The following is a 25,784-nucleotide window of genomic DNA, read 5'->3' as shown; positions in this document are numbered from 1 at the left end:
GGAGCGGTTCCGCGGGGGAGGCCGGGCGGTTCGACGGAGGCCGGAGATGACGCGCAGGGCAGTGGGCAGGGCCGCAGCGAGCAGGACGACGCCGAGCCGGGCGACGGCGAGCGGGGCGGCAGTGGGCAGAGCGGCGGTCGGCAGGGCGGTGGCGGCCACGGCGGTGGCGCTCGCGACGACGGTCACGGTGGCGGCGCCGGGGGTGGCCGCGACGCGGGCCGACGGCCAGGACAGGCGGGGCGGGTCCCTCCAGGGGGTCTGGCAGATGGACGGGTACGGCCTGGTGGCCGTGGTCTCCGGGAGCAGCCTGGCCACCTACGACGTGACGACGCACAGCTGCGTGCCGGGGTGGGTCACCGGGACGCAGGACGGCGCCCCCGGCCGGGACGGCACCGTCCGGTACGTCCTGGGCGACAACGCCCTCACCCTCACCCCGCAGCCGGGCGGGCGCCGGGCGATCGACGTCGAGGAGGGCGGGACGGGCACCAAGACACTGCGTCGTCTGGACGCGCTGCCGGCGCTGTGCACCCGGCCCGCCCCCAACGACCCGCTCGCGGTCTTCGACCGGTTCTGGGAGACCTTCGAGGAGAACTACCCCTTCTTCGCCGCCAAGGGGATCGACTGGCACGCGGCCCGCGACGAGCAGCGCGCGAAGATCACTCCGGCGACCACCACCGACCAGCTCCAGCAGATCTTCATCGACCTGCTGACCCCGCTCAAGGACGCGCACACCAGTCTGGCCCGGGTGACCGGCACCGGCCCGACCGGCGTCTACTCCGGCCGGCGCGACGGCTCGCTGAAGTCGACGCCCGCCCTGCGGGACGCGGCCCGCAGGGCCGTCGACGCACAACTGACCGGCCCCGAACAGGAGTTCGCCGTCAACGCGCAGGGGGTGAGTCGGCTGGGCGTGGGCCGGCTCCCGGACGGCGTCGGCTACCTGCGGGTGAGCGGCTTCGACGGTTACGCGACCGGCGGATTCGCCGCCCAGGCCAAGGAGCTCGACCGGGCCCTGGACGCCCTGCTCGCCGACCCCGACCGGCTCAACGGCCTGGTGATCGACGTCCGGCTGAACGGCGGCGGCTCGGACGCGCTCGGGCAGCAGATCGCCGCCCGGCTCACCGACCGCCCGTACGTCGCCTACCGCAAGGTGGCCCGCGACGACCCGGCCGACCCCACGAAGTTCACCCGGCCGCAGCCGGTCGTGGTGCGGCCCGCGCGCACCGAGCACTTCACCGGCCCCGTCGCCCTGCTCACCTCCTCGCTGTCGATCAGCGCCGCCGAGACCTTCACCCAGACCCTGATGGGCCGCTCCCCGCACGTCGTCCGGATCGGCGAGAACACCCAGGGCGTCTTCTCCGACGTGCTGATCAAGACCCTCTCGCCGGACTTCATGGTGGTGCTGCCGAACGAGAAGTACCTCACGCCCGACGGCAGCACCTTCGACGGCCCCGGCATCCCGCCGGACATCCGCACACCGGTGTTCACCGATGAGGAGTTGGCCGGGCTCAAGGACTCCGCCCTGAGCACGGCCCGCCGCGTCCTCGGCGAGCAGTAGCGGCCGCGTCGCGGGCGGGGCCGCCCGCGCCGTACCGGTCCCCCTACATCGGATCCACCCCCCGCAGTTCGCCGTCCAGCTCCAGCCACCGGGTGAGGCCCAGGCCGCGCAGGAACGGCACGTCGTGGCTGGCCACGATCAGCGCGCCCTGGTAGGCGGCGAGCGCCTGGGTGAGCTGGCGGACGCTGGCGAGGTCCAGATTGTTGGTCGGCTCGTCGAGCAGCAGCAACTGCGGCGGCGGGTCGGCCAGCAGCAGCGCGGCCAGGGTGGCCCGGAACCGCTCGCCGCCGGAGAGGGTGGCGGCGGGCTGGTCGGCCCGGCCGCCGCGGAACAGGAAGCGGGCCAGCCGGGCACGGATCGCGTTGTCCCCGGCGGCGGGGGCGAACAGCTTGACGTTCTCCGCCACGGTCAGCTTGTCGTCCAGCAGGTCGAGCCGCTGCGGCAGGTGGCGCAACGGCACCGGCGTGCTGACCTCGCCCTCCAGCGGGGCGAGTTCGCCCGCGATGGTGCGCAGCAGGGTGGTCTTGCCGGAGCCGTTGCGGCCGACCAGGGCGATCCGCTCGGGGCCGCGCAGGTCGAGGTCGGCGGTGGTGCCGTAGGGCAGCCGGACCTTCTGCAGGGTGAGCACGGTGCGCCCGACCGGGACGGCCGTGCGCGGCAGGTCGATCCGGATCTCGGCGTCGTCGCGCACCGCCTCCTCGGCGGCGGTGAGCCGCTGCCGGGCCTCCTCCAGCCGCTCGGTGTGCATGCCCTGGAGCCGCCCGGCCGTCTCCTGGCCCTGGCGTTTGAGCTTGCCCGCGAAGATGTGCGGGTCGTTGCGGGTGACCGAGCGCTTCTTGCCGTAGCTGGCGCTGCGGTCCAGCCGGGTGCGGGCCTCGGTCAAGTCCCGTTTCTGGCGCTCGACGTCGGCCTCGGCGTTGCGCAGCAGCCGCTCGGCGGTCTCCTGCTGGGCGGCGAGGGTGCGCTCGTACTCGGCGAAGTTGCCGCCGTACCAGGTGACCGCGCCGTCCCGCAGGTCGGCGATCTGGTCGACGTGCTGGAGCAGTTCGCGGTCGTGGCTGACGATCAGCATGACGCCGTGCCAGCCTGCGACCGTCTCGTAGAGCCGCTCCCGGGCCGTCCGGTCCAGGTTGTTGGTGGGCTCGTCGAGCAGCAGGACGTCGGGGCGGCGCAGTAGCAGGGCGGCGAGGCGCAGCAGGACGGCCTCGCCGCCGGAGAGCTCCCCGGTGGTGCGGTCGAGGCCGAGGCGGTGCAGGCCGAGCCGGTCGAGGGTGGCGCGGGCGCGCTCCTCGACGTCCCAGTCGTCGCCGACGGCGTCGAAGTGGCGCTGGTCGGAGTCCCCGGACTCGATGGCGTGCAGGGCCTCACGGGTGGCCCGGATGCCGAGCGCCTCGTCCACCCGCACGGTGGTGTCCAGCGTCAACCCCTGGGGCAGGTAGCCGAGTTCGCCGTCGACCCGGACGGTGCCGCCGGTCGGGGTCAGCTCGCCGGCGATCAGCCGCAGCAGGGTGGACTTGCCGGCGCCGTTGAGCCCGATCAGGCCGGTGCGGCCGGGGCCGACGGCGAGGTGGAAGCCGTCCAGGACGGGCTTGCCGTCGGGCCACTCGAAGGTGAGATCGGTGCAGAGGACGGCGGTGGTGGGTTGTGCCATGGAGGGCCTCCCGGGTGGTTGCCGAAGGAAACGATGAGCAACACGGGGAGACACCGCGGGTGCGGGCCGGTACGGCCGGGGGAGGGCGGGGCGGATCCGGATCAGCCGGATCGGGCTCGCCACGGGGCCGTGACTGAGGTCGCACACTCGCACACCGCGCGGCGAAGGGCCTGCGCGGCGGGGGCGGTGTCTCGGGACCTCAGTAGAGCAACGGCCTTCTCCTTGTCTGGCGGGTGACTCCGTCCACGCTACGCACGGCGCCGGACCCGGGCAACCGAATTTCGGCGCGCCGGGAAGCACCCCTGGACACGCGTCGGGAAGCGGCTCGCCCGACCGGATTCCGGGCGCCCGGAGGAGGGCGGGTGCCGGTCCGGTGCCGATCCGGTGACGGCCCCGCCCCAGTCCGGGGGCGTGCGTAAGAGGCCTTTATCCGCATGGCAGACTCCTCCCCTGCCACGCCTGCGGCTCCCCGGAGCCGTACCCGAGGAAGGGGTCGCGTGGCGGTTATTCACAGGGGGATTTGAACTCATGTCACCGATGTACCGGCCGAACCGTGCCGTCCTGGGCGCCTCCGTCGCCGCGCTGACCGTGCTGGCCGCGACCGCGTGCGGCCCGGACAACAGCGACCCGGTCACGGCCCGGACCACGGCTCCGACGGTCGCGGCCGGCGCCACCGGCAAGCCGGGCGCGGCGCCGATCAAGCTGCCGACCGCCGAAGAGCTGAAGACCTGGAAGTTCGAGGACTGGGACAAGTGGGCCCAGCAGAACGTGATCACTCCGGCGGTCAAGGGCTACTGGACCCTGCAGCGGATCCTGAACGCCAAGCCCAAGCCGATGCCGCAGCCGCAGCCCGACCCGACGCAGCCGCCGGCCCAGCCGACCTCGAAGCCGGCCGCCCCGGCCCCGGCGCAGCCCACCACCGCCCAGCCCCCGAGCACCGGCGACGCACTGCCCACCGTCATCGAGGCCAAGCCGACCCAGCACCCGTTCGCGAAGAACCTGCACGTCAACGGCAAGCTCTTCTTCAAGGACGGGAACGAGGACTACGTGTGCTCCGGCACCGTCGTCTCCGACCCGGCCAACCCCGGCAAGAGCAACCTGGTCTGGACCGCCAGCCACTGCCTGAACGGCGGCAAGGGCGGCACGTACTACACCAACATCTCCTTCGCCCCGGCCTACAACAGCAACGGCCTGCTGAGCGGCGGCAAGCAGGCCAACGAGACCGCCGCCGAGCCGTACGGCGAGTGGGGCGCGACCGCCGGCATGGTCTCGCCGCAGTGGTCGGCCGAGGCCGACCCGGAGCACGGCGGCCCGTGGAGCCAGTACGACTTCGGGATCATCAAGGTCGCCAACCCGAGCGGCGACGGCAAGTCGCTGGAGGAGACCGTCGGCGGCTCCGTGCCGATCTGGTTCAACGCCCCGCGTGAGCAGCTCAGCAGCGTCAGCGCCTACGGCTACCCGGCCGGCAAGCCGTTCGACGGCGTCGAGCTGGACCACTGCGACAGCGGGAAGCCGGTGAAGAAGACCGGCGACCCGAGCCGCCCGGCGATGCTGATGATCGGCTGCAACATGACCGGCGGCAGCAGCGGCGGCGGCTGGGTCGCCGCCAAGGACGGCAAGCCGGCCCTGGTCAGCGACACCTCGATCGGCAACGGCGCCAGCACCTGGGAAGCCGGCCCGTACCTGGACGACGTGGCGGCCCGGATGTTCGACTACTTCTCGAAGAAGTCCAAGTGACCTCCTGACCAGCCTGCGCGGCCGGTCCCCGGGGTCGCGGCAGCCGCGCCGCGGCCCCGGGCTTTTCCGCCACCCGGCCCGCTCCTCCTACAATCGGGCTCATCATGAGCGCCACACTCGTAGTCAAGGACCTCGCCGCCGGTCACGGCGAACGCACCCTCTTCTCCGGCCTGGACCTGGTCGTCGCCCCCGGTGACGTGATCGGCCTGGTCGGCGTGAACGGCGCCGGCAAGTCGACGCTGCTGCGGCTGCTGGCCGGGCTGGACACCCCCGAGGGCGGTTCGCTGCGGCTCAGCCCGGCGACCGCCAACATCGGCCACCTGCCACAGGAGCCGGAGCGGCGCGAGGGCGAGTCGGTGCGCGACTTCCTGGCCCGTCGCACCGGCGTGGCGGCCGCGCAGACCGCGCTGGACGAGGCCACCGAGGGCCTGGTCGAGGGCCGCCCGGGCGCCGACGACGCGTACGCGGCGAGCCTGGACCGCTGGCTGGAGCTGGGCGGCGCCGACCTGGAGGAGCGCGCCGAGGAGGTCGCCGACTCGCTCGGCCTGAAGGTCTCGCTCGACCTGCCGATGACGGCGCTGTCCGGCGGCCAGGCCGCCCGGGCCGGCCTCGCCTCGCTGCTGCTCTCCCGCTACGACGTCTTCCTGCTGGACGAGCCCACCAACGACCTCGACCTCGACGGCCTGGAGCGGCTGGAGGCCTTCGTCAAGGGCCTGCGCGCGGGCACCGTGCTGATCAGCCACGACCGCGAGTTCCTGGCCCGCACCGTCACCAAGGTGCTGGAGCTGGACCTGCACCAGCAGCAGGTCAACCTGTACGGCGGCGGCTACGAGGCGTACCTGGAGGAGCGCGCGGTGGCCCGCCGGCACGCCCGCGAGGAGTACGACGAGTACGCCGACACCAAGGCCGGGCTGGAGGCCCGGGCCCGGATGCAGCGCGGCTGGATGGAGCACGGCGTGCGCAACGCCCGCCGCAAGTCCTCCGACAACGACAAGATCGGAAAGGCGCAGCGCGCCGAGTCGACCGAGAAGCAGGCCTCCAAGGCCCGGCAGACCCAGCGGATGATCGAGCGGCTGGACGTGGTCGAGGAGCCGCGCAAGGAGTGGGAGCTGCGGATGGAGATCGCCACCGCCCCGCGCTCCGGCTCGGTGGTCGCCACCCTGCGCGCGGCCGTCGCCCGCCGCGGCGACTTCGCCTTCGGCCCGGTGGACCTCCAGATCGACTGGGCGGACCGGGTCGCCATCACCGGCGCCAACGGCGCGGGCAAGTCGACGCTGCTGGCCGCCCTGCTCGGCCGGCTCGAACTCGACGGCGGCAGCGCCTCGTTGGGCTCCGGCGTGGTGGTCGGCGAGGTGGACCAGGCGCGCGGGCTGTTCCTCGGCGGCGAGCCGCTGGCGGACGCCTTCGCCGCCGCCGTCCCGGAGTTCACGCCGGAGGAGGTGCGCACCCTGCTGGCCAAGTTCGGCCTCAAGGCGGTGCACGTGAAGCGCCCGGCCGGCACCCTCTCCCCCGGCGAGCGCACCAGGGCCGCGCTGGCGCTGCTCCAGGCGCGCGGGGTCAACCTGCTGGTGCTGGACGAGCCCACCAACCACCTGGACCTGCCCGCGATCGAGCAGTTGGAGGCGGCGCTCGGCTCGTACACCGGGACCCTGCTGCTGGTCACCCACGACCGGCGGATGCTGGACACCGTCACGGTGAACCGGCGGATCGAGGTCCGGGACGGGCGGGTGCACGAGCTGTAGTCCCGCCCGGCAGGGCGGCCCCGCCGGGCGGCCCTGCCGGATGAACCTGCCGGATGGACCCGCCGGATGGACCTGATCTGCGGATTGGTCTCGACCTCTTCCCGGCGCGGCCGTCATGTGCTGTGCTGTCGACCATGGTTGACAGTGCAGTGGCAGGGACGCCCTATCCGACCGTCCCCCTCACCCCGATGACGGTGCCGGCCCACGAGGCCGAGGCCCGCAGCAAGTCCTTCCACGACGTGATGGCGCAGCGCCGGACCGTCCGCGACTACGCGACCCACCCGATCCCGGACGGGGTCGTCGAGTGGGCGATCCGGACCGCCAACACCGCGCCCAGCGGTGCGCACATCCAGCCCTGGCGGTTCGTGGTGATCACCGACCCGGAGCGCAAGCGGCGTCTGCGCGAGGCCGCCGAGGCCGAGGAGCGCGAGTTCTACGCGCACCGGGCGTCGGAGGAGTGGCTGGCCGCGCTGGCGCCGATCGGCACCGACTGGCGCAAGCCGTTCCTGGAGGACGCGCCGGCGGTGATCGTGGTGTTCGAGGTGCACAAGGGGCCCGATTCGCCGCGGCCTTACTACACCAAGGAGTCGGTGGGGATCGCGGTCGGACTGCTGCTGGCCTCGCTGCACCAGGCCGGGCTGGCGACGCTGACCCACACGCCGAGCCCGATGAAGTTCCTCAACGAGGTCTGCGAGCGTCCGCTGGAGGAGCGCGCCGCGTACGTCATCCCGGTCGGCTACCCGGCCGAGGGGGCGCGGGTGCCGGATCTGCGGCGCAAGGAGCTGGACGAGGTGCTGATCCGGCTCTGACCGCCGGGCGTGTGCGCGCCCCGGTGCGCCGGGGGTGCGGCCGGGCGCGCCGGGGTGTGGCGGGGACCGGTGAGAGGCCTGGTGGGAGGCCGTCTGGAATTCATTGGTGACAGGTCCCGGCCAAGGACATAATCGCGGCCATGAGCCACCCGCAGTCACGGTCCTGCAAGTACCCGCCCGCCCCGCTCCACGTGCCCGCTCCCGCCGCCGTCACCGCCGGGCGGCCGCCCGAGGAACTGCGGCTGCCCGGCGGGATCTCGCTGCTGCGCCGCCGCAGCACGCACGCGGTGGCGCTCAACAAGGCCGTCCGCGCCAACCTGGACCACCTGCGGCCCTGGATGGAGTGGGCGGCCGAGCCCCCCACCCGGGCGCAGACCGCCGAGCTGGCCCGGGCCGGCTCCCTCGCCTGGGAGGCCGGCACCGACTTCATGTACCTGGTCGGCCTGGACGCCGAACCCGGCGGCGTGGTCGGCGCCCTCGGCCTGCACGGCCGGATCGGCCCCGGCGCACTGGAGATCGGCTACTGGGTCGCCGCCCGGCACGCCGGCCGCGGCATCGCCACCACCACGGCCGGGGCGCTGACCGAGGCCGCCCTGGCGCTGCCCGGCATCGCGCGGGTGGAGATCCACTGCGACGAGGCGAACGGCGCCAGCGCGGCCGTCCCGCGCAAGCTCGGCTACCGGCTCGACCGGGTCGCCGAGGCCGCCGTCCGGGCTCCCGCCGAGACCGGGCGGCAGCTGATCTGGGTCCGGGAGGCCTGACGGCGTTCCGAGGCGGGGCCGGCCACCCGGACGGCCCATGCCGCTCGGTACCGCTCGCCGCTCAACACCGCTCGCCGTTCAGTACCGCTCGCCGCTCAGCTCAGTACCGCTCGCCGGTCGGAGTCGGCAGCGCGTCCAGGTCGGCCAGGTCCGCAGCCGAGAGCACGACCTCGGCCGCGCCCGCGTTGTCCACCAGGTAGCGCGGCGTCTTGGTACCCGGGATCGGGAAGACGTACCGGCCCTGCGCCAGCACCCAGGCCAGCGCGACCTGCGCGGGCGTCGCGCCGATCCGCTCGGCGACCTCCTTGACCCTGCCGACCAGTGCCAGGTTCTCCTTCAGCGCGTCCTGCTGGAAGCGCGGCAGCCGGCGGCGGAAGTCGTCGGCGGGCAGTTCGTCGAAGGAGGCGATGCTGCCGGTCAGGAAGCCCCGGCCGAGCGGCGAGAACGGCAGGAAGGCGATGCCCTGCTCCTCGGTGTACGGCAGCACCTCGGCCAGCACGTCCCGGGTCCAGAGCGAGAGCTCGGACTGCACGGACGCCACCGGGTGCACCGACTGGGCCCGCTTGATCTCCTCGACGGTCACCTCGGAGAGCCCGATCCGGCGGGCCTTGCCGGCCGCGACGGTCTCGGCGAGGGCGCCCCAGGTCTCCTCGATCGGGACGGCCGGGTCGACCCGGTGCAGCTGGTAGAGGTCGACGTGGTCGGTGCCGAGGCGGCGCAGGCTGTCGTCGATCGAGCGGCGCACGTGCTCGGGGCTGCCGTCGCGGGCCGACTGGCCGGACCCGCCCGGGACGATGCCGACCTTGGTGGCGAGGAAGGCGCGTTCCCGGTACGGGCCGGCCAGCGCGGCGCCGACCACCTCCTCGTTGGTGTAGGGGCCGTACATGTCGGCGGTGTCGATCAGGGTGACACCGAGGTCCAGCGCCTGCCGGATCACCCGGACGGAGTTCTCGTCGTCCCGGTTCTGCACGTCGTAGGCCCAGGTCATCCCCATGCAGCCGAGGCCGATGACGCCGGTCTCCGGGCCGTTGGTACCGAACGTGGCGTTGCGCATGACGGTGCTCCGATCGTGGTGGTGTGCTTGGCCGCTCGCGGGGTGCTGCGGTGGATCAACGCGTCCAGCTTTCACCTTGGAGTGCACTCAAGGTCAAGCCCGTCCGGACGCGCCTCGGATCCGCCTCGGATCCACTTCCGATCCGCCGACCGCCAGAGGGGCCGTTGATCATATGAGCGGCCCTCGGCTCACCCGGGGGTGCGATGCGCCCGAGGCGCAGGCGGAGCGCGTGCGACGGACTTCACCACCATGCGAGCGGACACGACCATCCGAACCGTGCGTTCGCACCACGGCCCGCCGCCGGGCGGGCGCAGGCCGGCCGCCCGGCCGACACCAGGTGATCACCCGTCAAACCGGCGCGCGGGAGCCCGTCGGCGGAACCTCCGCACCACCGGGCGCCATCCGCCCGGTCTTGGCAGGGCTCACGGCGACGGCGGACCCTCTGGGCACAGCCGATCATCGGCTCATCCAGTCGTATCCCGTTGGGGAGGAACCCATGACGTTCTCGCGCACCCGCCTCGCCGCCGTCGCCGTGATCGTGGCCGCCGCCACCGCCGTGACCGTCCCGGCGCAGGCCGCCGGCGGCCACCGCGCCCTCAGCCGCTTCGACGACGGCAGCTTCGAGTCGCCCAAGGCCCCGGCGAACAGCTTCGCCGAGTTCAGCGCCGGACAGACCATCGGCCCGTGGACGGTCACCACCGGCAGCGTCGACCTGATCGGCGCCGGGTTCTGGCAGGCTGCCGAGGGCGACCAGTCGGTGGACCTCAACGGCGCCACCACCGGCGCCGTCGCCCAGTCCTTCACCACCGTCCCGGGCGCCACCTACTCCGTGACGTACGCGCTGGCCGGCAACACGTCGGCCGCACCGACCGTGAAGACCGGCCGGGTGCTCGTCGACGGCCAGGACTTCCAGGACTTCTCCTTCGACATCACCGGCAAGACGCCGACCAACATGGGTTACGTGGGGCGCCAGTTCAGCTTCGTCGCGCGGAACGCCTCCACCACGCTGACCTTCGCCAGCACCAACGCGGGCTCGGCCGGCCCGGTCGTGGACGACGTCCAGGTCAAGGAGTGCAAGCCGTGCTGCGGGTGATCCACTGAACCGCCCGCCCGCCCGCCGGTTCGAGACCAGCGGGCGGGCCTTCTCCTCCTTGCCGACCGTTGTTTCCCCCTCGCTTAAAGTGCTTCACCCCGCACGGCGAGCCCTGACAGGGTCAGTTACCGGAAGAGCTACGCCGAAGCCGAATGGGACGCTCAGGGTTCGCTGACCCGGACCATCGGCGCGGGCGCCATCACGGCAAGTGCCATCGGCGGCAACGGAATCGTGGGCGGCACGAAGTTCGTCGGGTCGACTCCGCGGCCCGGCCTTCACCGCCGTCGCTTTCGCGGCCGCCTCCTGCCGGGAGCCGAAAATCCTCCTGCCAGGGCGCCGGAGGTCGACAGGGGTGCCGTCCGAGGGCGCGGAGCGGTGTTCCAGGAGCGGGATCCCAGAGCCTTAAACCGTTCCTAAAACCTTCCCACAGCGGGCTTCCGATGCCCCGGAAGTGCTTGACGTGCACAGCTGGTCTAGTCCAGTTTGATGCTCAGCACCGCGCTCCTCCCCCGCACCGGACCAGCCCCCATGCTGCCGCCCGCCCCGCGTATCCCCCTTCGCGGCGCGGGCGGCCCCACGTCCCGAGAGGCACCCCCATGCCCAGCGCGCCCCAGCCCGCCCCCACGCACCGCCGCACCGCCGGTCGCACCAAGCTGCTGAGCCTCGCCGCCGCCACCGCGCTCGCCGCCGGCGGCCTCGCCACGCTCGCCGGGAACGCCGGCGCCGCCGACGGCAACCTGCTGGCCAACCCCGGCCTGGAGAGCGGCACGCTCAGCCCGTGGAGCTGTTCCGGCGGGACCGGCAGCGTCGTCAACTCCGGTGCGCACAGCGGCAGCTACGCACTGAAGGGGGCGGTCGGCGCGAGCGACACCGCACAGTGCGGCCAGACCGTCACCGTCCAGCCCAACACCACGTACAACCTCAGCGCCTGGGTGCAGGGCCAGTACGTCTACCTGGGTGCCACCGGCAGCGGCGTCACCGACCCGGCCATCTGGACGCCGGGCGGCGCCAACTGGCAGCAGCTGTCCACCAGTTTCACCACCGGCCCGGCCACCACCAGCGTCACCGTCTACCTGCACGGCTGGTACGGGCAGGGCGCCTACCTCGCCGACGACATCACGCTCACCGGCCCCGGCGGCGGCAACCCCACCACCCCGCCGCCCACTTCGGGCACCCCGACCGGCGGCCCCACCGGCACGCCCACCGGCGGCCCGAGCACCCCGCCGCCGAACGTCGCCGTCCCCGTCGCGCCCTACATCGACATGGGCGCCTGGCCCACCCCGTCCATGCCCGACATGGCCAAGTCCGGCAACCTCAAGGCCTACACCATGGGCTTCGTCACCGGCGTCGGCTGCAAGGCCAGCTGGTTCAACGCCTACGACCCGCGCACCGGCTGGGCCAAGGACCAGATCGACGCGCTGCGCGCGTCCGGCGGCGACGTCAAGCTCTCCTTCGGCGGCGCCAGCGGCACCGAACTCGCCGCCGCCTGCACCACCGTGGACTCGCTGTTCGCCGAGTACGACGCCGTGGTCAACGCTTACAACCTGCGCTACGTCGACTTCGACATCGAGGGCGCGGCCATCGCCGACACCGCCTCCAACGACCGCCGCTCCGCCGCGCTCGCCAAGCTCCAGCAGGCCCACCCCGGCCTCAAGGTCTCCTTCACCCTGCCCGTCCTGCCCGAGGGCCTGACCGCCGAAGGCGTCGCCATCGTCAAGTCCGCCCGCGACGCCGGGGTCGCCGTCGACCTGGTGAACATCATGGCGATGGACTACTACCGGACCGGCACCGACTACGGCAACGCCGCCGTGCAGGCCGCCCAGGCCCTGTTCGGCCAGCTCAAGGCGCTCTACCCGGCGAAGACCGACGCCCAGCTGTGGGCCATGGTCGGCGTCACCCCGATGATCGGCGAGAACGACGACCACCAGATCTACAACCAGGCCGCCGCCCAGCAGTTGGTGACCTTCGCCCGGCAGAACCACCTCGGCCTGCTGGCCTTCTGGGACGCCACCCGCGACGCCAACGCCTGCACCGGCGGCTCGCTCTCCAAGTGCACCAACATCGCGCAGCAGCCGTACGAGTTCGCGATGATCTTCGCCCAGTACGCGGGCTGACCGCACCTCACGGGCCGACCCCCGCCTCGGCAGGGGTCGGCCCGGTGCCAGGGGTGTTCCTCAAGGGCCGCCAGGAGGCGAAGCGGTGACGGTGGCCGCGGCTCAGGTGTCGTAGCAGCCGTCCCACGGGGCGTGGAAGCCGAGGCCGTCGGGGTAGAGCTCGGCCCAGACCCCGCCCTCGCCGTCCTCGCCCTCTTCTTCCTCGCCCTCTTCTTCCTTGTCCTCGTCCGTCTCGTCCTCCTCGTCCGTCTCGATGACCAGCCCGAACAGCGACCCCTCGACCCGGACGGCGAACGGCGCGATGGCGATGTCCCCGTACGCGCGGCCGGGGAGGGCGTCGAGCCAGTCGGCGAGGAGTACGCGGGCGGCCTCGACGGCCGCCTTCTCGCCGTCCGCCGTCGTGCCGGTCGAGTGGATGCGCGAGTCGAGGTGCCGGCCGGCGTCGTCGAAGCGGTGGAGCACCGCGAACCAGCGCTTCTGCGCCTGCCAGTTCCCGACGTCGGTCCCGACCTCCGGGAAGGCCGCCGTGACGGAGGCGAGGAACTGACCGCCCTCGCACCGGCCGATGGTGCGGGTGCGGTAGTCGGGCTCGTACCGGATGGGGATCAGGTCGGGAACGCTCATGACCGAACCGTACGGCTGAGCTGTGACAACCCCCGGCCCGGAGACGGCTCCGGGCCGGGCACTGCTGCGGGCCGGAGCCGGCTACGGGCCGGGCCCGGTCGGCCGACGGTTCGTTCAGCGCCCGGTGGGCAGGTTGGCCCCTCCCGTGCAGTCGAACACCACGCCCGTCACGAAGGTGTTGGCGGCCAGCAGGTGGATCGCCTGCGCGACGTCCTCGGCCCGGCCGACGCGGCCGACCGGGGTGGTGGCGGCGAGACCGTCGAACAGCGCCGTCCGCTGCCCGGCCGGGACGCGGTCCCACCACGGGGTGTCGATGACGCCGGGCGAGACGGCGTTGATCCGCAGCGGGGCGAGTTCGACGGCCAGCGGCGGGACCATCGCCTCCAGCGCGCCGTTGATGGCGGCGAGTCCGGCGGTGCCGGGGAACGCGGCGCGGGCGGAGGCCGCGGTGATCAGCGTGACGGATCCGTCCGACCGCAGGTGCGGCAGCGCCGCCTGGAGAACGCGGACCTGCGGCCAGAACTTGGCGTCGAACCCGGTGGCGAGGTCGGCCAGGTCGAGCTGGGCGAACGGACCGCTGCCGGCCGCGCCGCTGACCGCGACGACCAGGTGGTCGACGGTGCCGGACTGGGCGAAGAAGGCCGCGACGGCCTCGGGGTCGGCCGCGTCCAGCTGGTGGCCGGTGGCCCTGCCGCCGATCCGGGCGACGGCGGCGTCCAGCCGGTCCCGGCCGCGGCCGGTGATCACGACCTCGGCGCCGTCCGCGGCGAAGGCGGTGGCCGCGGCCTCGCCGATGCCCGAGCTGCCGCCCATCACGACGACGCGCTGTCCGGTGAAGAGGTTTGACGTGGTGCTCATGGTGGCGTGTCCTTCATATTGTCGAGACCGCTAGTTCCGTCAATAATGTTATCGAGACTGATAGTCTTGTCAAGCGGGGGAAGAGGAAAGGGAACACGATGACCGAAGCCCGCCCGCACACCGGACGCCGCCGCAACGAGGCCGCCCACCAGGCGATCCTCGACGCGGCCCTGCACCTGCTCGCCGAGTCCGACGGCACCCCCGTCACCATCGACGCCATCGCCCGCAGCGCCGGCGTCGGCAAGCAGACCGTCTACCGCTGGTGGCCTTCCAAGGGCGCCGTCCTGCTCGACGCCCTCACCGACCGCGCCGCCCAGGACGTCCCCGGCCCCGACACCGGCACCCTGCGCACCGACCTCCGCGCCTTCATCGCCACCACCTTCGACGGCTCCCAGCGCGACACCACCGCCCCCGCCCTGCGCACCCTCGTCCGCGAAGCCGCCCGCGACCCCCACCTCGCCGACCTCATGCAGACCTTCACCGCCACCCGCCGCACCACCCTGCGCGACCTCCTCGCCCGCGGCCGCGAACGCGGCGAACTCGCCGACGACACCGACCTCGACCTGATCGTCGACCAGGTCTACGGCGTCTTCTGGTACCGCTTCATCCTCGGCCACGCCCCCCTCGACGCCACCGTCGCCGACCGGCTCACCAACTCCCTGGTCGCCGGGAACAGTTAGGCCCCCTCCGGCGGATCCTGCCGGGCGCCCACGCCAGTTGTTCATCCGATCCGCCTTCGGTACCGTCCCGTGGGGCCCTCCCTGCGGGACGGCACCCGTCCGGGGAGGGGACATTCATGCAAGGGCGAGGCGCAGCAAGGCCGTTCACATCCCGCCCGGCGCGACGTTCGGCCGCGCTGGTTGCGGCCGCGACCGCCGCCGTCGCCCTGGCGGCCGGCTGCGCGGCCGGGGACCCGGATCCGGATCCGAGGGCGTACCCGGGCAGCCCGAAGGGGCAGACCCTCGAAAAGGTGACGAAGGCGTTCGGGCTGGACCTGCCCGCGTGCGACCTTCAGGGCGTCGGGTTCCACGGATCGGCGAAGTACCCCGGGGAGGTCCTGAACCTGAGCTTCCGGGCACCGAAGGACTGCGTGGACCGCTTCCTCGCCGACCACTCGGTGGACCTGGCCCGCCCCGTCCCCTGGAGCCCCGGGCAGGGGGCCGGGACGGGCTTCGACTCCGACACCGAGACCCGGACCTTCGGCTGGTCCTTCGACAAGAACGTGACCTACGACCTCTTCGTCGACTTCACGACCTCCACCGGAAGCCGCTTCAGCGTGCTGGCCGACCCCGGGCAGACCGAGCGGACGGTGTACCTGGAGGCCCGCCACCTCGGCGGTTCCTGAACCCGGAGGCCCGCGCCCGCCCTCGGCCCGCCCTCAGCCCGCCCTCAGCCCGACCGACGAGTCCCGCTGGGCGCCGCTCCAGGGCCGTGTCCGTTCAGACGTCCGACGGCCCGCGGCGCCGGATCAGCGGCAGGTAGACCTCGTCCACGATCTCGATCAGGACGTCGTCGGGCGCGGTCGGCACGCCCCGCACCACGAACTCGTTGCGCAGCAGCACCACCGCCACCGTGGCGACCCTGGGGTGGAGCACCTCGGGGGCCGCTTCGCCACGAGCGACCGCGCGCCCCAGGACGGTGAGCCAGGGGGCGGCCGCGGCCTCGCCGGACTGGTCCTGGAGCTGCGCCAGGAACTCCGCCGCGCCACCGGCGGCGGCCAGGAGTTCGCGCAGGATCGCGCCGAGCGGGGAGCTCCAGTGCCGGTTTGCCTGGCGGAGCAACTCCAGGGCGTCCCCGCGTAGTTCACCGGTGTCGGGGGGCACGGCGGCGGTGGCCAGCTGCTTGTAGGCGGCGATGCCGAGGGCCAGGCGGTTGGGCCAGCGGCGGTAGAGGGCGTTCTTGTTGGTGCTGGCGCGGGCGGCGACCTTGTCCATGGTCAGCCCGGCGAATCCGGACTCGGTGAGCTCCGCCACCGCCGCCCGGAGGATCGCCTCCTCCAGCGCCGCCCCGCGCCGCCGCGTCTGCCCGGCCATGGCCCTCGTCCCGTCCGATCCAGTCCGACCCCGTCGCCGGTACCGCCGTCGATACCGCCCCCTACCCTCCCATCCTTCTTGTCCTCTCCGTCCCACACCAACTAGGGTACTGGCCGTACCGTATTTGCCTGCTCCCCGTCCCACCCCCAGGAAGGCAGGACACCGTGCGCGCCAAAGGCATCAGCTACGACACCGGATTCGTCAGGAACGGGTCGTACTCCCGCAGCCGGTTCGACCCGAAGGAGGTCGAACGCGAACTGCGCATCATCCGCGACGACCTGCACTGCAACGCGGTCCGCATCATGGGCGGCGACCCCGACCGGATCGAACTCGCCGCCGGACTCGCCGCCGACCTCGGACTGGAGGTCTGGTACTCCCCGTACCCGCTGGAACTCGCCGCCGACGAACTCCTGGCCCTGTTCGCCGACTGCGCCGAGCGCGCGGAACGGCTGCGGCGGCGCGGGGCCGAGGTGGTGTTCGTCACCGGGGCCGAACTCAGCCTGATGAACCCGGGGTTCCTGCCCGGCGACACCACGGACGAACGCATCGCCCTGCTCAGCCGACCCGAGCTCGTCCGCGAACACCTCGGACCGGTCAGCGGCCGGGTCAACGCGTTCCTCGACCAGGCCGTGACCACCGTCCGCGAACACTTCGGCGGACGCGTCACCTACGCCGCCGTACCACTGGAGCGCGTCGACTGGACGCCCTTCGACCTCATCTCCCTCGACCTCTACCGCTCCGCCGAGACCGCCGACCGGTTCGCCGACGGCGTCCACGGCCTGGCCTCGCAGGGAAAGCCCGTCGCCATCACCGAGTTCGGCTCCGCCGGCTACCGCGGCGCGGGCGACCGGGGCGCGCTCGGCCTGGACATCGTCGAGTACGACGCCGAGGGCCCCGTCCGCCTGAAGGCCGCGCACGAGCGCGACGAGGCCGGCCAGGCCGCCTACCTGCGCGAACTGCTGGAGGCCTTCGACGCCGGCGGCATCGACGCCACCTTCGTCTTCACCTTCGCCCTCTACGACCACGTGCACCGCCCCGACGCCGACCCCCGCGACGACCTCGACCTCGCCAGCTACGGCATCGTCAAGGTCTACGAGGACCGCCCCGGCACCACCTACCCCGACCTCCCCTGGGACCCCAAGGCCGCCTTCACCACCCTCGCCACCTACCACCACACCCACTGACCAGGCCCCGCCCGCGCACCGCCCGCGGGAAATTATGCAGACCGGTCTACTGATCCCCACCCTCGCGCGCTGCCCACCCACCCCACCTCGCGCAGGAAGTCGGCCAGGCCGACTTCCTGCGCGACACCCACCCAGCAGCGAACCAAATATGACGACCGGTCTACCTAGTTGGGCTCGCGGCAAGCATGAGCACCCCCCGCTCGCGCACAGGAAGTCGATCTGGCCGACTTCCTGCGCAGCACCCCAAGCCGGACTGGGGGCCGGAGAATATGAAGACCGGTCTACATAGCTACGCGCCCGGCGAGCGCGGCCTCCACCTCCGGTGCGCACAGGAAGTCGGCCTGATCGACTTCCTGTGCGGAATCCACCGTGGGCAGCGCAGGATATGACGGTCGGTCTACATATTCGGCTCACGGCAGGCGCGAGCCCCCCTGCGCGCAGGAAGTCGGCCGGGCCGACTTCCTGCGCAGCGCCCCAGGTGGGCCGGGGCTAGGAATATGACGGTCGGTCTACATAATTCTCTGAGGCGGAAACGGCGCCGGGCGTGGGGAGGCGGGCGGGGCGGCGTGTGACGTCCAGCGGGCGGGGGCGAGGGCCTGTCCGATGGGTCGTGTGAGCTGGTCAGGGCCGCGATCTAGTGTTTGCAGTTGAACGAAGGGGGTCGCTTGTCACGCAATACAGCCGAAGCAGAGGCGGGGATGAAGGGGATCACGTTTCCTGCCTGGTACGGAGAGCACTACGTGACGCTGGCTGAGCTACTGGTCCGCCTGGGCAGCTTCGGCCTGGACCTGAAGTGGCGCGTCGAGTTCGACGAAATCGTCGATCCTCGTTGCGCCGAGATGGAGAGACGGTCTGCCGACGGCGGCGTGGACACGTTGACGCTGTTGTCGCTGACGACCCCCTTCCTCCAACTGATCGACGCCGAAGCACTTGGGTTCGCCGGGGACGGGGTGATGATCGCCCTGACCGAAGTAGACAGCTCGCTGTGGGACGTCAGGGCTGTCGACGAGCGCGTACTCGGCGAACTTCGCCGCCACTATCCGGGTGCACGGGAATCATCTGCGGCGCCCCTGGCCGGGCGTGATCACAAATCCGAGCGGGCGACACCCACCCTCCCCAGCAAGGTGAATCTTGCAGGTGAGACCGCCTCGCGAGCACCCTAGGTCCTCATCAGAACGGTGACGTGCCGGCCTCCTTCCGCTGACCCGGAACCCTCGGGGGGGGGTGAAGGCGCCAGCCGCGTGCCGATGAGCGCGGAATCGACGCTGACCATGCCCCAGTCGATTCGGCTCTCGGCATCGGCGTCGGCCAGGACGGCCCGCAGAATTCTCTCCCCCGTGCCGTCCGCCGACCACCTTCGGTGACGGTCGGTCTACATATTCGGCTCACGGCAGGCGCGAGCCCCCCTGCGCGCAGGAAGTCGGCCGGGCCGACTTCCTGCGCAGCGCCCCAGATGGGCCGGGGCTAGGAATATGACGGTCGGTCTACATAATTCTCTGAGGCGGAAACGGCGCCGGGCGTGGGGAGGCGGGCGGGGGACTAGTCGGCGAAGCGGGCTGACAGGTGGGGGAGGAGGGTGGGGAGGTCTTCGTCCTCCCAGGGTTCGCCGGTCGGGGGGCCGGAGGCGATGCCGTTGTCAGGGAGGTCGTTGCCGGCGAGTTGGCGGTATGCATGGGTGGCCGCGTAGGCGAGGTCTTCGGCCTCCAGATCCTCCTGGTCGGGGGCGAGGAGTCCGGCGAGGCTGTCCGGGTCGGCGAGGGCCTGTTCGAAGAGGGTGCGGCCGGCGCCTATCAGCCAGTCGCGGAAGTAGTCGAAGCCGTCGTCGCTGCATCCGTCGTTGATGAGGTAGCCCGCGCCCCAGAGCAGCCAGGTGCAGGAGCGGGCCTTCTGCTGCGCGTAGTGCCGGTCGAAGTCGGCGATCTGGTCGGGCGCCAGACCAGCGAGGTGTTCGGTGAGCGCGTCGGCGTGTTCGCTCTCGTCGGCGGCGCCGGCGCGGGTGTCGTCGATGATCTGCCAGAAGGTGTCGAGGTCCATGCCCGTCACCCTGACAGCCGGGACTGACACTCTCTCGCGCAAACAGCAGGACGGCTTCAGCCGCTTCAACGGGGCGTCTGGGTGCGGAAGCTGTGGCCGAGCTCGGGGCCGAGTCCGTAGTAGTGGCGGAAGTTGTAGATCAGCGGGCTCCACCGGGCCGGGTCGACGTGCTGGGAGCCGGGGACGACGATGCCCGGATCGGCGTGGACCTTGAGCACGTGGGCTTCGACGATGAGGAACCCGCCGGAGGCGTCGGGCTGGATCCGGGCGGCACGGGCCTCCAGTTGCAGGGGGCATTCGGCGACCCGGGGCGGCCGGACGAGTTCGGAGGGCTCGGCCCGCAGGCCTGCGGCCGCGAACTTGTCCCGCTCGAACCGGAAGGTGTCCTGCTTGTTCGCGGGTACGGGGGTGCGCCCGGTGAGCGGCGCGAGTCGTTCGACCGCCGGCCACTGGGTCGGCTCGGGCAGGTTGATCACCAGCTCGGGTCGGCTGCGGAGGTTGTGCGCGGTCTGCGCCTCGGCCCCCATGCCGAGGACGATCACCTGGCCAAGGGCCCAGGCCGAGGACATCGGCGCGAGGTTGGGGGTGCCGTCCCCGTTCTCCGTTGAGAGCAGGACGACGGGCGTGCCGAAGTAGAGGATGCTCGGCGCGATGGCCACGTGGTCCGCGCTCACCGAGCCATCGGTGAGCGCGTCAGTGAGCGCGTCAGTGAGCGCGTCAGTGCGTGTGCTGTCAGGCGTCATGGTGTTCACGGGAATCGACGGTAGGTCGGGGATTCCTCGGCGCGGACCGAAGGATCGTCGGCAGCCGGGGCGCCGCGCGAGGGGCCGCGATGCGGCCAGGTGGCCGACATCCGGCGGACGCAGCCAGTTCGGGTACGGATGGCGGGCCGGGCCAACCCATGTCAAGTTACTCAAAGTGTTCACAAAAACACTTCGTGTTATCAAAATTCTGTGGCGTGGGGCCCTGTGGTGATCACGCCCGACTGGAACGGAGACGGTATGGCAGGGATCAGACGCGGCCGGTCGCGCGGCAGGCTCGCCGCGGCGATCGGGCTGGCGGTCATCGGCATGACGGCGGGTTGGGGAGGCGGTTCGGCGCAGGCCTTCCCGGCGCACGCCTTCCCGGCACGAGGTGCGACGTCCGTCAGCCCTGCCGTCGCCTCGCCGGGGGACGACGCCGACAGGAAGTCCCCGGACGGCGCAGACCGCGCGAACGGCGCGGACGGGAAGTCAGGGACCCGGGCGCTGACCTGTCCGCCGACGCCGCTGTGGGTGAACACCGGCGGTGGCGGTGACCAGCTGTACTCGTACAGCCCGACCGGTACGCAGTTGTCCGACGTGCCGCTGGTGCGGGACTACGGGGACATCGCGTGGAGTGCGGACGGCACGACGCTGTACGGGGTGTCCTGGCAGGAAACCCCGGCGACGCTGTACACGATCAACCCAGCCACCGGCGCGGAGACCAGCTCGGTGGTGATCACCGGTCCGGCCGCGGTCGACGGATTCGACTTCAACGCGTTGAGCGCCCGCCCGGACGGCACCCTGCTGGTCGCGTCGTTCTTCTCGAACCAGATCTGGACGATCAACCCGGCCACCGGGGTGAGCACGCTGTTCCCCGTCGCCTACCCCGCCACGCTCGTCTCCTCGGGCGACTTCGTCACCCTGTCCGACGGCGACATCCTCGGGGTCGCGTTCGATTCGTTCTTCCAGAACCCCACCAGCTACTTCCGCATCCACCCGGACAACACGATCACCGAGATCGGCACCACCCCGAACTCCATCTACGGTCTGGCGCAGTCCGGCGGCAACGTCTACATCTTCCGCGCGAACGGCACCATCGAGGAGCTGAACGGCGTTCCGACCGCCAGCTCGACCGCGACGCTGCCCACCACCGTCATCGCCAACACCGGGCACCGCTTCTACGGCGCCTCCGCCACCCAGGACAGCGGGAACTGCAACCTGCCGGCCGGCACCTCCTACACCGTCACGAAGTCGGTCTCCCCGACCGGCCCGGTGGACCAGGGCGACACCCTCACCTACACCGAGACCGTCACCAACACCGGCACCAACCCGGCCACCTTCGCGGGTTTCAGTGACGACCTCTCCGCCGTACTGACGGACGGCACGCTGGTGCCGGGCTCCGTCACCGCCAGCTCCGGAACGGCCGCCGTCACCGGGAACACCCTGACCTGGTCGGGCACGCTGACGGCGCCGCCCGCCGCCGGCTCCACCGTGACGGTGACGTACCAGGTCAAGGTCAACAACCCGGACATCGGCAACTTCGCGCTGACCAACAACCTCGCGCCGACCATCGCCGGCGGCACCTGCGCCACCACCGGCGGCTGCACCACCACCGTGCTGGTCAACGTCCCCGCCCCCACGATCACCAAGGCGGCGACCGAGGCCTCGTTCGTCGCGGGGCAGACCATCCACTACACCTACACGGTGACCAACAACGCCCCGGTGGCGCTGACGAACGTCGCGGTCACCGACACCGGCCCCGGCACCCCGACGGTCACCTGCCCGCCCGGCCCGCTCGCGGCCGGCGCCACGGAGAACTGCACCGCCACCTACACCGCGACCGCCGCCGACGCGACGACGGGCACGATCACCGACACGGCGAACCTCACCGCCACCGTCGGCACCCAGACGGTGACCGGGACGAGCAACCAGGTCGTCGTGCCGCTGCGGGCGCTGACCATCACCAAGTCCGCCGTCCAGCCGGACTTCACAGCCCCGGGCGAGACCCTCAACTACACGTACACCGTCACCAACACCGGCCAGATCGCACTGACCAACGTGACGGTGACCGACCTGACGCCCGGCGTCACCGTCTCCGGCTGCGGAACCAACCAGCTCGCGCCCGGCCAGTCCACCACCTGCCAGGCCACGTACGTCACCACCGCCGCCGACGTCGCCGCCCAGAACGTGCCCGACCAGGGCCAGGTCACCGGCACCGACACCGGCGGCCAGACCGTCACCACGACCAGCAACAAGGTCAACACCCCCCTGGTCGCCATCAGCGTGGTGAAGAAGGCCGCCGAGGCGCAGTACACCGCCGCCGGGCAGACCATCCACTACACCTACACGGTCACCAACACCGGCGCCCAGCCGCTGACCAACATCGGCGTGGTCGACAACGGCCCCGGCACGCCGACCGTCACCTGCCCCACCGGGCCGCTCGCGCCGGGCGCCTCGGAGAACTGCACCGCGACCTACGTCACGACCGACGCGGACGTCGCCGCGGGCAAGGTCGTCGACACCGCGCAGGTGACCGGCACCACCCCCAGTGGCCAGAACATCACCTCCACCAGCAACAAGGTGACCGTCCCCTACGCCGGGCTGAAGATCGTCAAGGCCGTCCAGGAGACCTCGTTCTCCGCCGCCGGACAGGCCCTGCACTACACCTTCACCGTCACCAACACCGGTGACACGACGATCAGTTCGCTCGCCGTGACGGACTCCGGCCCGGGCACGCCGGCCGTCTCCTGCCCGGTGACCACCCTGGCCCCGGGCGCGTCCACGACCTGCACCGCGACGTACTCCACCGCCGAGTCCGACGTGCAGGCCGGGAAGATCACCGACACCTCTACCGTCACCGGCACCACCCCCGACGGCACCCCGGTGACGGCGACCAGCAACACCGTCACCATCGTCGCCTGCACCCCCTGCGAGGACCAGGACCACGGCGGCTGCGACGGCCACAACTCCGGCGGCCACGGCGGCTGGGGCGACCACCACCCCGGGCCCGGCCAGTGGGACAACCACCCCGACGGCACCGCCCCTGGTGACACGTCGGCCGCCGAACACCCCGCCGGCACCCACCCCGCGCCCGTTCCCCCGCGCGACACCGCCGTGCAGGCACCCGCCGTGCAGGAACCCGCCCTGATGCTCGCGAGCGCCGGAGCCCCGGTGGCCACGGTCGGCCTCGGCGGCGGCGCGCTGCTGGGCCTCGGCTGGCTCATCGCCGCCTTCGCCTCGGCCCGCCTGCGCCAGGACCGCTCGGGAGAGTGACCACCCTCCACCACCCGGGCCGGCCCCGGCGACGCGCGCAACGCACACGGCACGCACGCCGGGCGTAGCGGCCGGGAGGGCAGAGTGCGCCACCACCGGTGGCGCACTCTGCCTGCTTTCTAGCCGAGGACGGCGTCCACGGCGGCCGTCAGCGCCTCGCGCACCGCCGCGGGGGCGGTGAAGCGGCTCTGGTTCATCGCGCCGTGCCGCAGGATCAGCAGGGTGTCGGCCGCCCGGTCGGGGTCGGGGTGGCCGGCGTCGGCGAGCAGGCCGGTCAGCAGGGCGCGGAACCAGTCCATGTGTTCCTGGATGGCCTGGCTGACGGGATGGTGCGGGTCGGGGTAGTCGGCGGCGGCGTTGATGAACGGGCAACCGCGGAAGCCGGGTGCGCAGAACTCGTCGGCGATGCCGGTGAACAGGGCCGCCACGGCCTCGCGCGGAGGAAGGTCCGCCACTGTGGCGGCGGCCGCGCGGAAGAGGCGGTCGTGCTCGCGGACATAGGCGAGCACGACGTCGTCCTTGGACGGGAAGTGCCGGTAGAAGGTCGCGTTGGCGACCGCCGACTCGCGGATCAGCTGGTCGATGCCCACCCCGCGCACGCCCTGCGCGTAGAAGAGCCGCATCGCCGCGGCCAGGATGCGAGCGCGCGGTGGCGCGGAATCTCTCGTCGTCATGGCTTGACGCTAGCAGAAGGATCGTTCTACCTTGGAGGAGTAGAGAGAACGCTCTTTCTACTTCTTGGATCGAACGACCGCGCCCCGACCGGCCACCGATCCGATCCCCAGCCCTCACGCACCAGGAGAGACCCCGCCATGCCCAGCAACCGCACCCCGGTCATGTTCATCCACGGCCTCTGGCTGCACTCCACGAGCTGGCAGGGCTGGGCCGACCGGTTCCGCGACGCCGGCTACGAACCGATCCTCCCCGAATGGCCCGGCGTCCCCGCCACCATCGCCCAGGCCCGCAGGAACCCCGACCCCCAGGGCGGAATCGGCCTCGCCGAGATCTCCGCCCACCACGCCCGGATCATCCGCGACCTCGACACCCCGCCCGTCCTCGTCGGCCACTCCGTCGGCGGCTTCATCGCCCAACACCTCCTCGGCCAGAACCTCGCCCAGGCCGCCGTCGCGATCTGCCCCGGCCAGATCAAGGGCGTCAAGGCCGTCGGCCCCGCCCAGGCCAAGTCCGCCTTCGCCTTCCTGCGCAACCCCGGCAACACCAAGCGCGCCGTCTCACTCAACCCCGAGCAGTTCCGCTACGCGTTCGCCAACGCCGTCTCCCAGCAGGAATCCGACCAGCTCTTCGACGAATGGACCATCCCCAGCCCCGCCCGCCCCCTCTTCCAACTCGCCCTGAGCAACTTCGCCCCACACTCCCCCGCCAAGGTCGACACCCACAACCAGAACCGCGGACCGCTCCTCCTCCTCTCCGGCAAACTCGACCACACCGTGCCCGACGTCCTCACCCGCTCCACCCACAAGCAGTACCGCAAGTCCCCCGCCGTCACCGACTACCACCGCTTCGACGACCGCGGCCACTCCCTCACCGTCGACCACGGCTGGACCGAACTCGCCGACCACACCCTCACCTGGCTCAACCAGCACCACATCGGCTGAACGGGCGGCACCGCCCCCGGCGCCATCCGCCGGTGGCGGTCAGGAATCGGCGCCCTCGTTCACGGGCTCCGCCTCAGCCTCGACCTCGGTCTCAGCCTCGGTCTCGATCTCAGCCTCGGTCTCGATCTCGATCTCGAACGGAGCCCGCCCGGTGCCGGGCGGCCAGCGATGGCCGGCCTCATGCAGCTGCTGCAGAGTGATCGGCCGGACAGTTCCAGGTCGCACGTGGTCAGGTCGGGGCCGGCCGGGCGGGGTCGGCCGACCGCCTCGCGGTTATGGTGTGGTGGGTCCACGGAGGCCATGGACAGGAGGGCCTCATGACGGTCGGGCATCGGTGGCCGGTGGACGAGACTCCCTGGCCCGAGCAGGCCACGCTGGCCTACGGCGAGCTGGTGGAACTGGCGACGCCGCACCCGCCCCTTCCGGAACTGGGCCGGCTCGGGCCGGAGATCGTGGGCACCCGCGGGGTGATCGTCGCGTGTGTCGTCGAGCAGGACGAGCGCGATGACCACGTCGGACCTCTCTACACGGTGGAGGCCGAGGACGGCAGCCCCTGGCGGCTACGGCCGGAGTTCCTGGCCTCCCGGGGAGGACTCCACCCCGGCATGCCGCCTCGCCACCGCAGCGACCTGCCCGAAGGAACCCGCGTCCGGATCCGCACGGAGTCGGACACGCCGGGCGCGACGACGGACGCTGTCGGGGAGGTCACCGGGATCTGGTGGACGACGTCCCTGGAGCCGCCGAAGGGCTACGTCGTGCAGGTCGGCGAGGAATCCCACTGCGTGGCCCCACAGCAGACCGAAGTCCTCTAGTGTGATGCGCCACAAATCATGAGGGTAAGTTGATACCCTTTTATGGTGTCGCATCCTGGGCCTTCTGCCGTGGTGATCTCGCTGTCTGAGG

22 protein-coding genes and 1 pseudogene are annotated in these 25,784 nt (G+C 72.0%); 14 read left to right on the top strand and 9 right to left on the bottom strand.

Translation table 11 applies throughout. The features are described from left to right. The first annotated feature begins 46 nt into the window (after nt 1-46). Entirely contained in the window at nt 47-1,555 is a 1,509-nt protein-coding gene (locus ACIP37_RS29985; RefSeq protein WP_400811383.1) for a S41 family peptidase, read from the top strand. Between the two features lie 43 nt (nt 1,556-1,598). Here ACIP37_RS29985 and ACIP37_RS29980 read toward each other — a convergent pair whose 3' ends face one another. Next, nucleotides 1,599-3,206 carry an ABC-F family ATP-binding cassette domain-containing protein gene (locus ACIP37_RS29980; protein WP_363585689.1) on the bottom strand — a complete coding sequence of 536 codons (1,608 nt, stop codon included), beginning with the start codon at nt 3,204-3,206 and terminating at the stop codon, nt 1,599-1,601. A 528-nt stretch (nt 3,207-3,734) separates the two neighbouring features. Here ACIP37_RS29980 and ACIP37_RS29975 point away from each other — a divergent pair. From ACIP37_RS29975 to ACIP37_RS29960, 4 genes are all read left to right on the top strand, one after another. Continuing rightward, the gene (locus ACIP37_RS29975) at nt 3,735-4,943 is read left to right on the top strand and encodes a trypsin-like serine peptidase (protein WP_400811381.1); all 1,209 of its coding nucleotides are present in this window, start codon (nt 3,735-3,737) and stop codon (nt 4,941-4,943) included. Between the two features lie 104 nt (nt 4,944-5,047). Further along, nucleotides 5,048-6,685, top strand: coding sequence for an ABC-F family ATP-binding cassette domain-containing protein (locus ACIP37_RS29970; RefSeq protein ID WP_063347012.1), 1,638 nt, complete (start codon nt 5,048-5,050; stop codon nt 6,683-6,685). A gap of 134 nt (nt 6,686-6,819) precedes the next feature. Then, nucleotides 6,820-7,494, top strand: a complete 675-nt coding sequence (locus ACIP37_RS29965; RefSeq protein ID WP_363631451.1) for a nitroreductase family protein — start codon at nt 6,820-6,822, stop codon at nt 7,492-7,494. A gap of 140 nt (nt 7,495-7,634) precedes the next feature. Further along, a complete protein-coding gene (locus ACIP37_RS29960) occupies nt 7,635-8,255 on the top strand; it encodes a GNAT family N-acetyltransferase (RefSeq protein ID WP_363585693.1) in 621 nt (206 codons plus the stop codon). A 100-nt stretch (nt 8,256-8,355) separates the two neighbouring features. Here the strand turns inward: ACIP37_RS29960 and ACIP37_RS29955 are convergent, their stop codons facing one another. Next, complete coding sequence (locus ACIP37_RS29955; protein WP_363585694.1) at nt 8,356-9,309, bottom strand: aldo/keto reductase; 954 nt, start codon at nt 9,307-9,309, stop codon at nt 8,356-8,358. Between the two features lie 496 nt (nt 9,310-9,805). Here ACIP37_RS29955 and ACIP37_RS29950 point away from each other — a divergent pair, with 496 nt between their 5' ends. Both ACIP37_RS29950 and ACIP37_RS29945 read left to right on the top strand, forming a co-directional pair. After that, entirely contained in the window at nt 9,806-10,402 is a 597-nt protein-coding gene (locus ACIP37_RS29950; protein ID WP_363585695.1) for a choice-of-anchor C family protein, read from the top strand. Nucleotides 10,403-10,998: 596 nt separating this feature from the next. Further along, the gene (locus ACIP37_RS29945) at nt 10,999-12,516 is read left to right on the top strand and encodes a carbohydrate binding domain-containing protein (protein WP_400811377.1); all 1,518 of its coding nucleotides are present in this window, start codon (nt 10,999-11,001) and stop codon (nt 12,514-12,516) included. Between the two features lie 102 nt (nt 12,517-12,618). Here the strand turns inward: ACIP37_RS29945 and ACIP37_RS29940 are convergent, their stop codons facing one another. Both ACIP37_RS29940 and ACIP37_RS29935 read right to left on the bottom strand, forming a co-directional pair. Next, nucleotides 12,619-13,140: a hypothetical protein gene (locus tag ACIP37_RS29940; protein ID WP_400811376.1), complete on the bottom strand. Its 522-nt coding sequence runs from the start codon at nt 13,138-13,140 to the stop codon at nt 12,619-12,621. A gap of 114 nt (nt 13,141-13,254) precedes the next feature. Then, the gene (locus tag ACIP37_RS29935) at nt 13,255-13,998 is read right to left on the bottom strand and encodes an SDR family oxidoreductase (protein WP_363585698.1); all 744 of its coding nucleotides are present in this window, start codon (nt 13,996-13,998) and stop codon (nt 13,255-13,257) included. 98 nt (nt 13,999-14,096) lie between these two features. Between ACIP37_RS29935 and ACIP37_RS29930 the strand changes: the two genes are divergently transcribed. Together ACIP37_RS29930 and ACIP37_RS29925 are read left to right on the top strand one after the other, a co-directional pair. Beyond that, the gene (locus ACIP37_RS29930; RefSeq protein ID WP_400811374.1) at nt 14,097-14,678 is read left to right on the top strand and encodes a TetR/AcrR family transcriptional regulator; all 582 of its coding nucleotides are present in this window, start codon (nt 14,097-14,099) and stop codon (nt 14,676-14,678) included. A gap of 290 nt (nt 14,679-14,968) precedes the next feature. Then, on the top strand, nt 14,969-15,343 hold the full coding sequence (locus tag ACIP37_RS29925; protein WP_400811372.1) for a hypothetical protein: 375 nt from the start codon (nt 14,969-14,971) through the stop codon (nt 15,341-15,343). Between the two features lie 94 nt (nt 15,344-15,437). Here ACIP37_RS29925 and ACIP37_RS29920 read toward each other — a convergent pair whose 3' ends face one another. Then, nucleotides 15,438-16,031 carry a TetR-like C-terminal domain-containing protein gene (locus ACIP37_RS29920; RefSeq protein WP_400811370.1) on the bottom strand — a complete coding sequence of 198 codons (594 nt, stop codon included), beginning with the start codon at nt 16,029-16,031 and terminating at the stop codon, nt 15,438-15,440. Nucleotides 16,032-16,195: 164 nt separating this feature from the next. Here ACIP37_RS29920 and ACIP37_RS29915 point away from each other — a divergent pair, with 164 nt between their 5' ends. Both ACIP37_RS29915 and ACIP37_RS29910 read left to right on the top strand, forming a co-directional pair. Further along, complete coding sequence (locus tag ACIP37_RS29915; RefSeq protein ID WP_400811368.1) at nt 16,196-17,215, top strand: hypothetical protein; 1,020 nt, start codon at nt 16,196-16,198, stop codon at nt 17,213-17,215. Nucleotides 17,216-17,913: 698 nt separating this feature from the next. Continuing rightward, nucleotides 17,914-18,378, top strand: coding sequence for a hypothetical protein (locus tag ACIP37_RS29910; RefSeq protein ID WP_400811366.1), 465 nt, complete (start codon nt 17,914-17,916; stop codon nt 18,376-18,378). On the opposite strand, the pseudogene ACIP37_RS29905 reads toward ACIP37_RS29910, so the two are convergent. From ACIP37_RS29905 to ACIP37_RS29895, 3 genes and pseudogenes are all read right to left on the bottom strand, one after another. Then, a pseudogene (locus ACIP37_RS29905) lies at nt 18,286-18,584 on the bottom strand (IS5/IS1182 family transposase); the annotation flags it as partial. The gene ACIP37_RS29910 and the pseudogene ACIP37_RS29905 overlap by 93 nt on opposite strands. Before the next feature lie 170 nt (nt 18,585-18,754). Then, nucleotides 18,755-19,249 (bottom strand): DUF4240 domain-containing protein, encoded by a 495-nt coding sequence (locus ACIP37_RS29900; protein WP_400811364.1) that lies wholly within the window; start codon nt 19,247-19,249, stop codon nt 18,755-18,757. Nucleotides 19,250-19,314: 65 nt separating this feature from the next. Beyond that, complete coding sequence (locus ACIP37_RS29895; protein WP_400811362.1) at nt 19,315-20,001, bottom strand: flavin reductase family protein; 687 nt, start codon at nt 19,999-20,001, stop codon at nt 19,315-19,317. Nucleotides 20,002-20,250: 249 nt separating this feature from the next. On the opposite strand from ACIP37_RS29895, the gene ACIP37_RS29890 reads away from it, so the two are divergent. Next, the gene (locus tag ACIP37_RS29890; RefSeq protein WP_400844788.1) at nt 20,251-23,265 is read left to right on the top strand and encodes a CARDB domain-containing protein; all 3,015 of its coding nucleotides are present in this window, start codon (nt 20,251-20,253) and stop codon (nt 23,263-23,265) included. Between the two features lie 119 nt (nt 23,266-23,384). On the opposite strand, the gene ACIP37_RS29885 is transcribed toward ACIP37_RS29890, so the two are convergent. Next, nucleotides 23,385-23,939, bottom strand: a complete 555-nt coding sequence (locus ACIP37_RS29885) for a TetR/AcrR family transcriptional regulator (RefSeq protein ID WP_363585706.1) — start codon at nt 23,937-23,939, stop codon at nt 23,385-23,387. A gap of 138 nt (nt 23,940-24,077) precedes the next feature. Here ACIP37_RS29885 and ACIP37_RS29880 point away from each other — a divergent pair, with 138 nt between their 5' ends. Both ACIP37_RS29880 and ACIP37_RS29875 read left to right on the top strand, forming a co-directional pair. Continuing rightward, nucleotides 24,078-24,881 carry an alpha/beta hydrolase gene (locus ACIP37_RS29880; protein WP_400811359.1) on the top strand — a complete coding sequence of 268 codons (804 nt, stop codon included), beginning with the start codon at nt 24,078-24,080 and terminating at the stop codon, nt 24,879-24,881. Nucleotides 24,882-25,198: 317 nt separating this feature from the next. Beyond that, nucleotides 25,199-25,693, top strand: coding sequence for a hypothetical protein (locus tag ACIP37_RS29875; protein WP_400811357.1), 495 nt, complete (start codon nt 25,199-25,201; stop codon nt 25,691-25,693). Nucleotides 25,694-25,784: the final 91 nt, after the last annotated feature.

The organism is Kitasatospora sp. NPDC088861 (assembly GCF_044750105.1).
GTDB lineage: Bacteria > Actinomycetota > Actinomycetes > Streptomycetales > Streptomycetaceae > Kitasatospora.
This window is presented reverse-complemented; position numbering and strand designations above follow the sequence as displayed.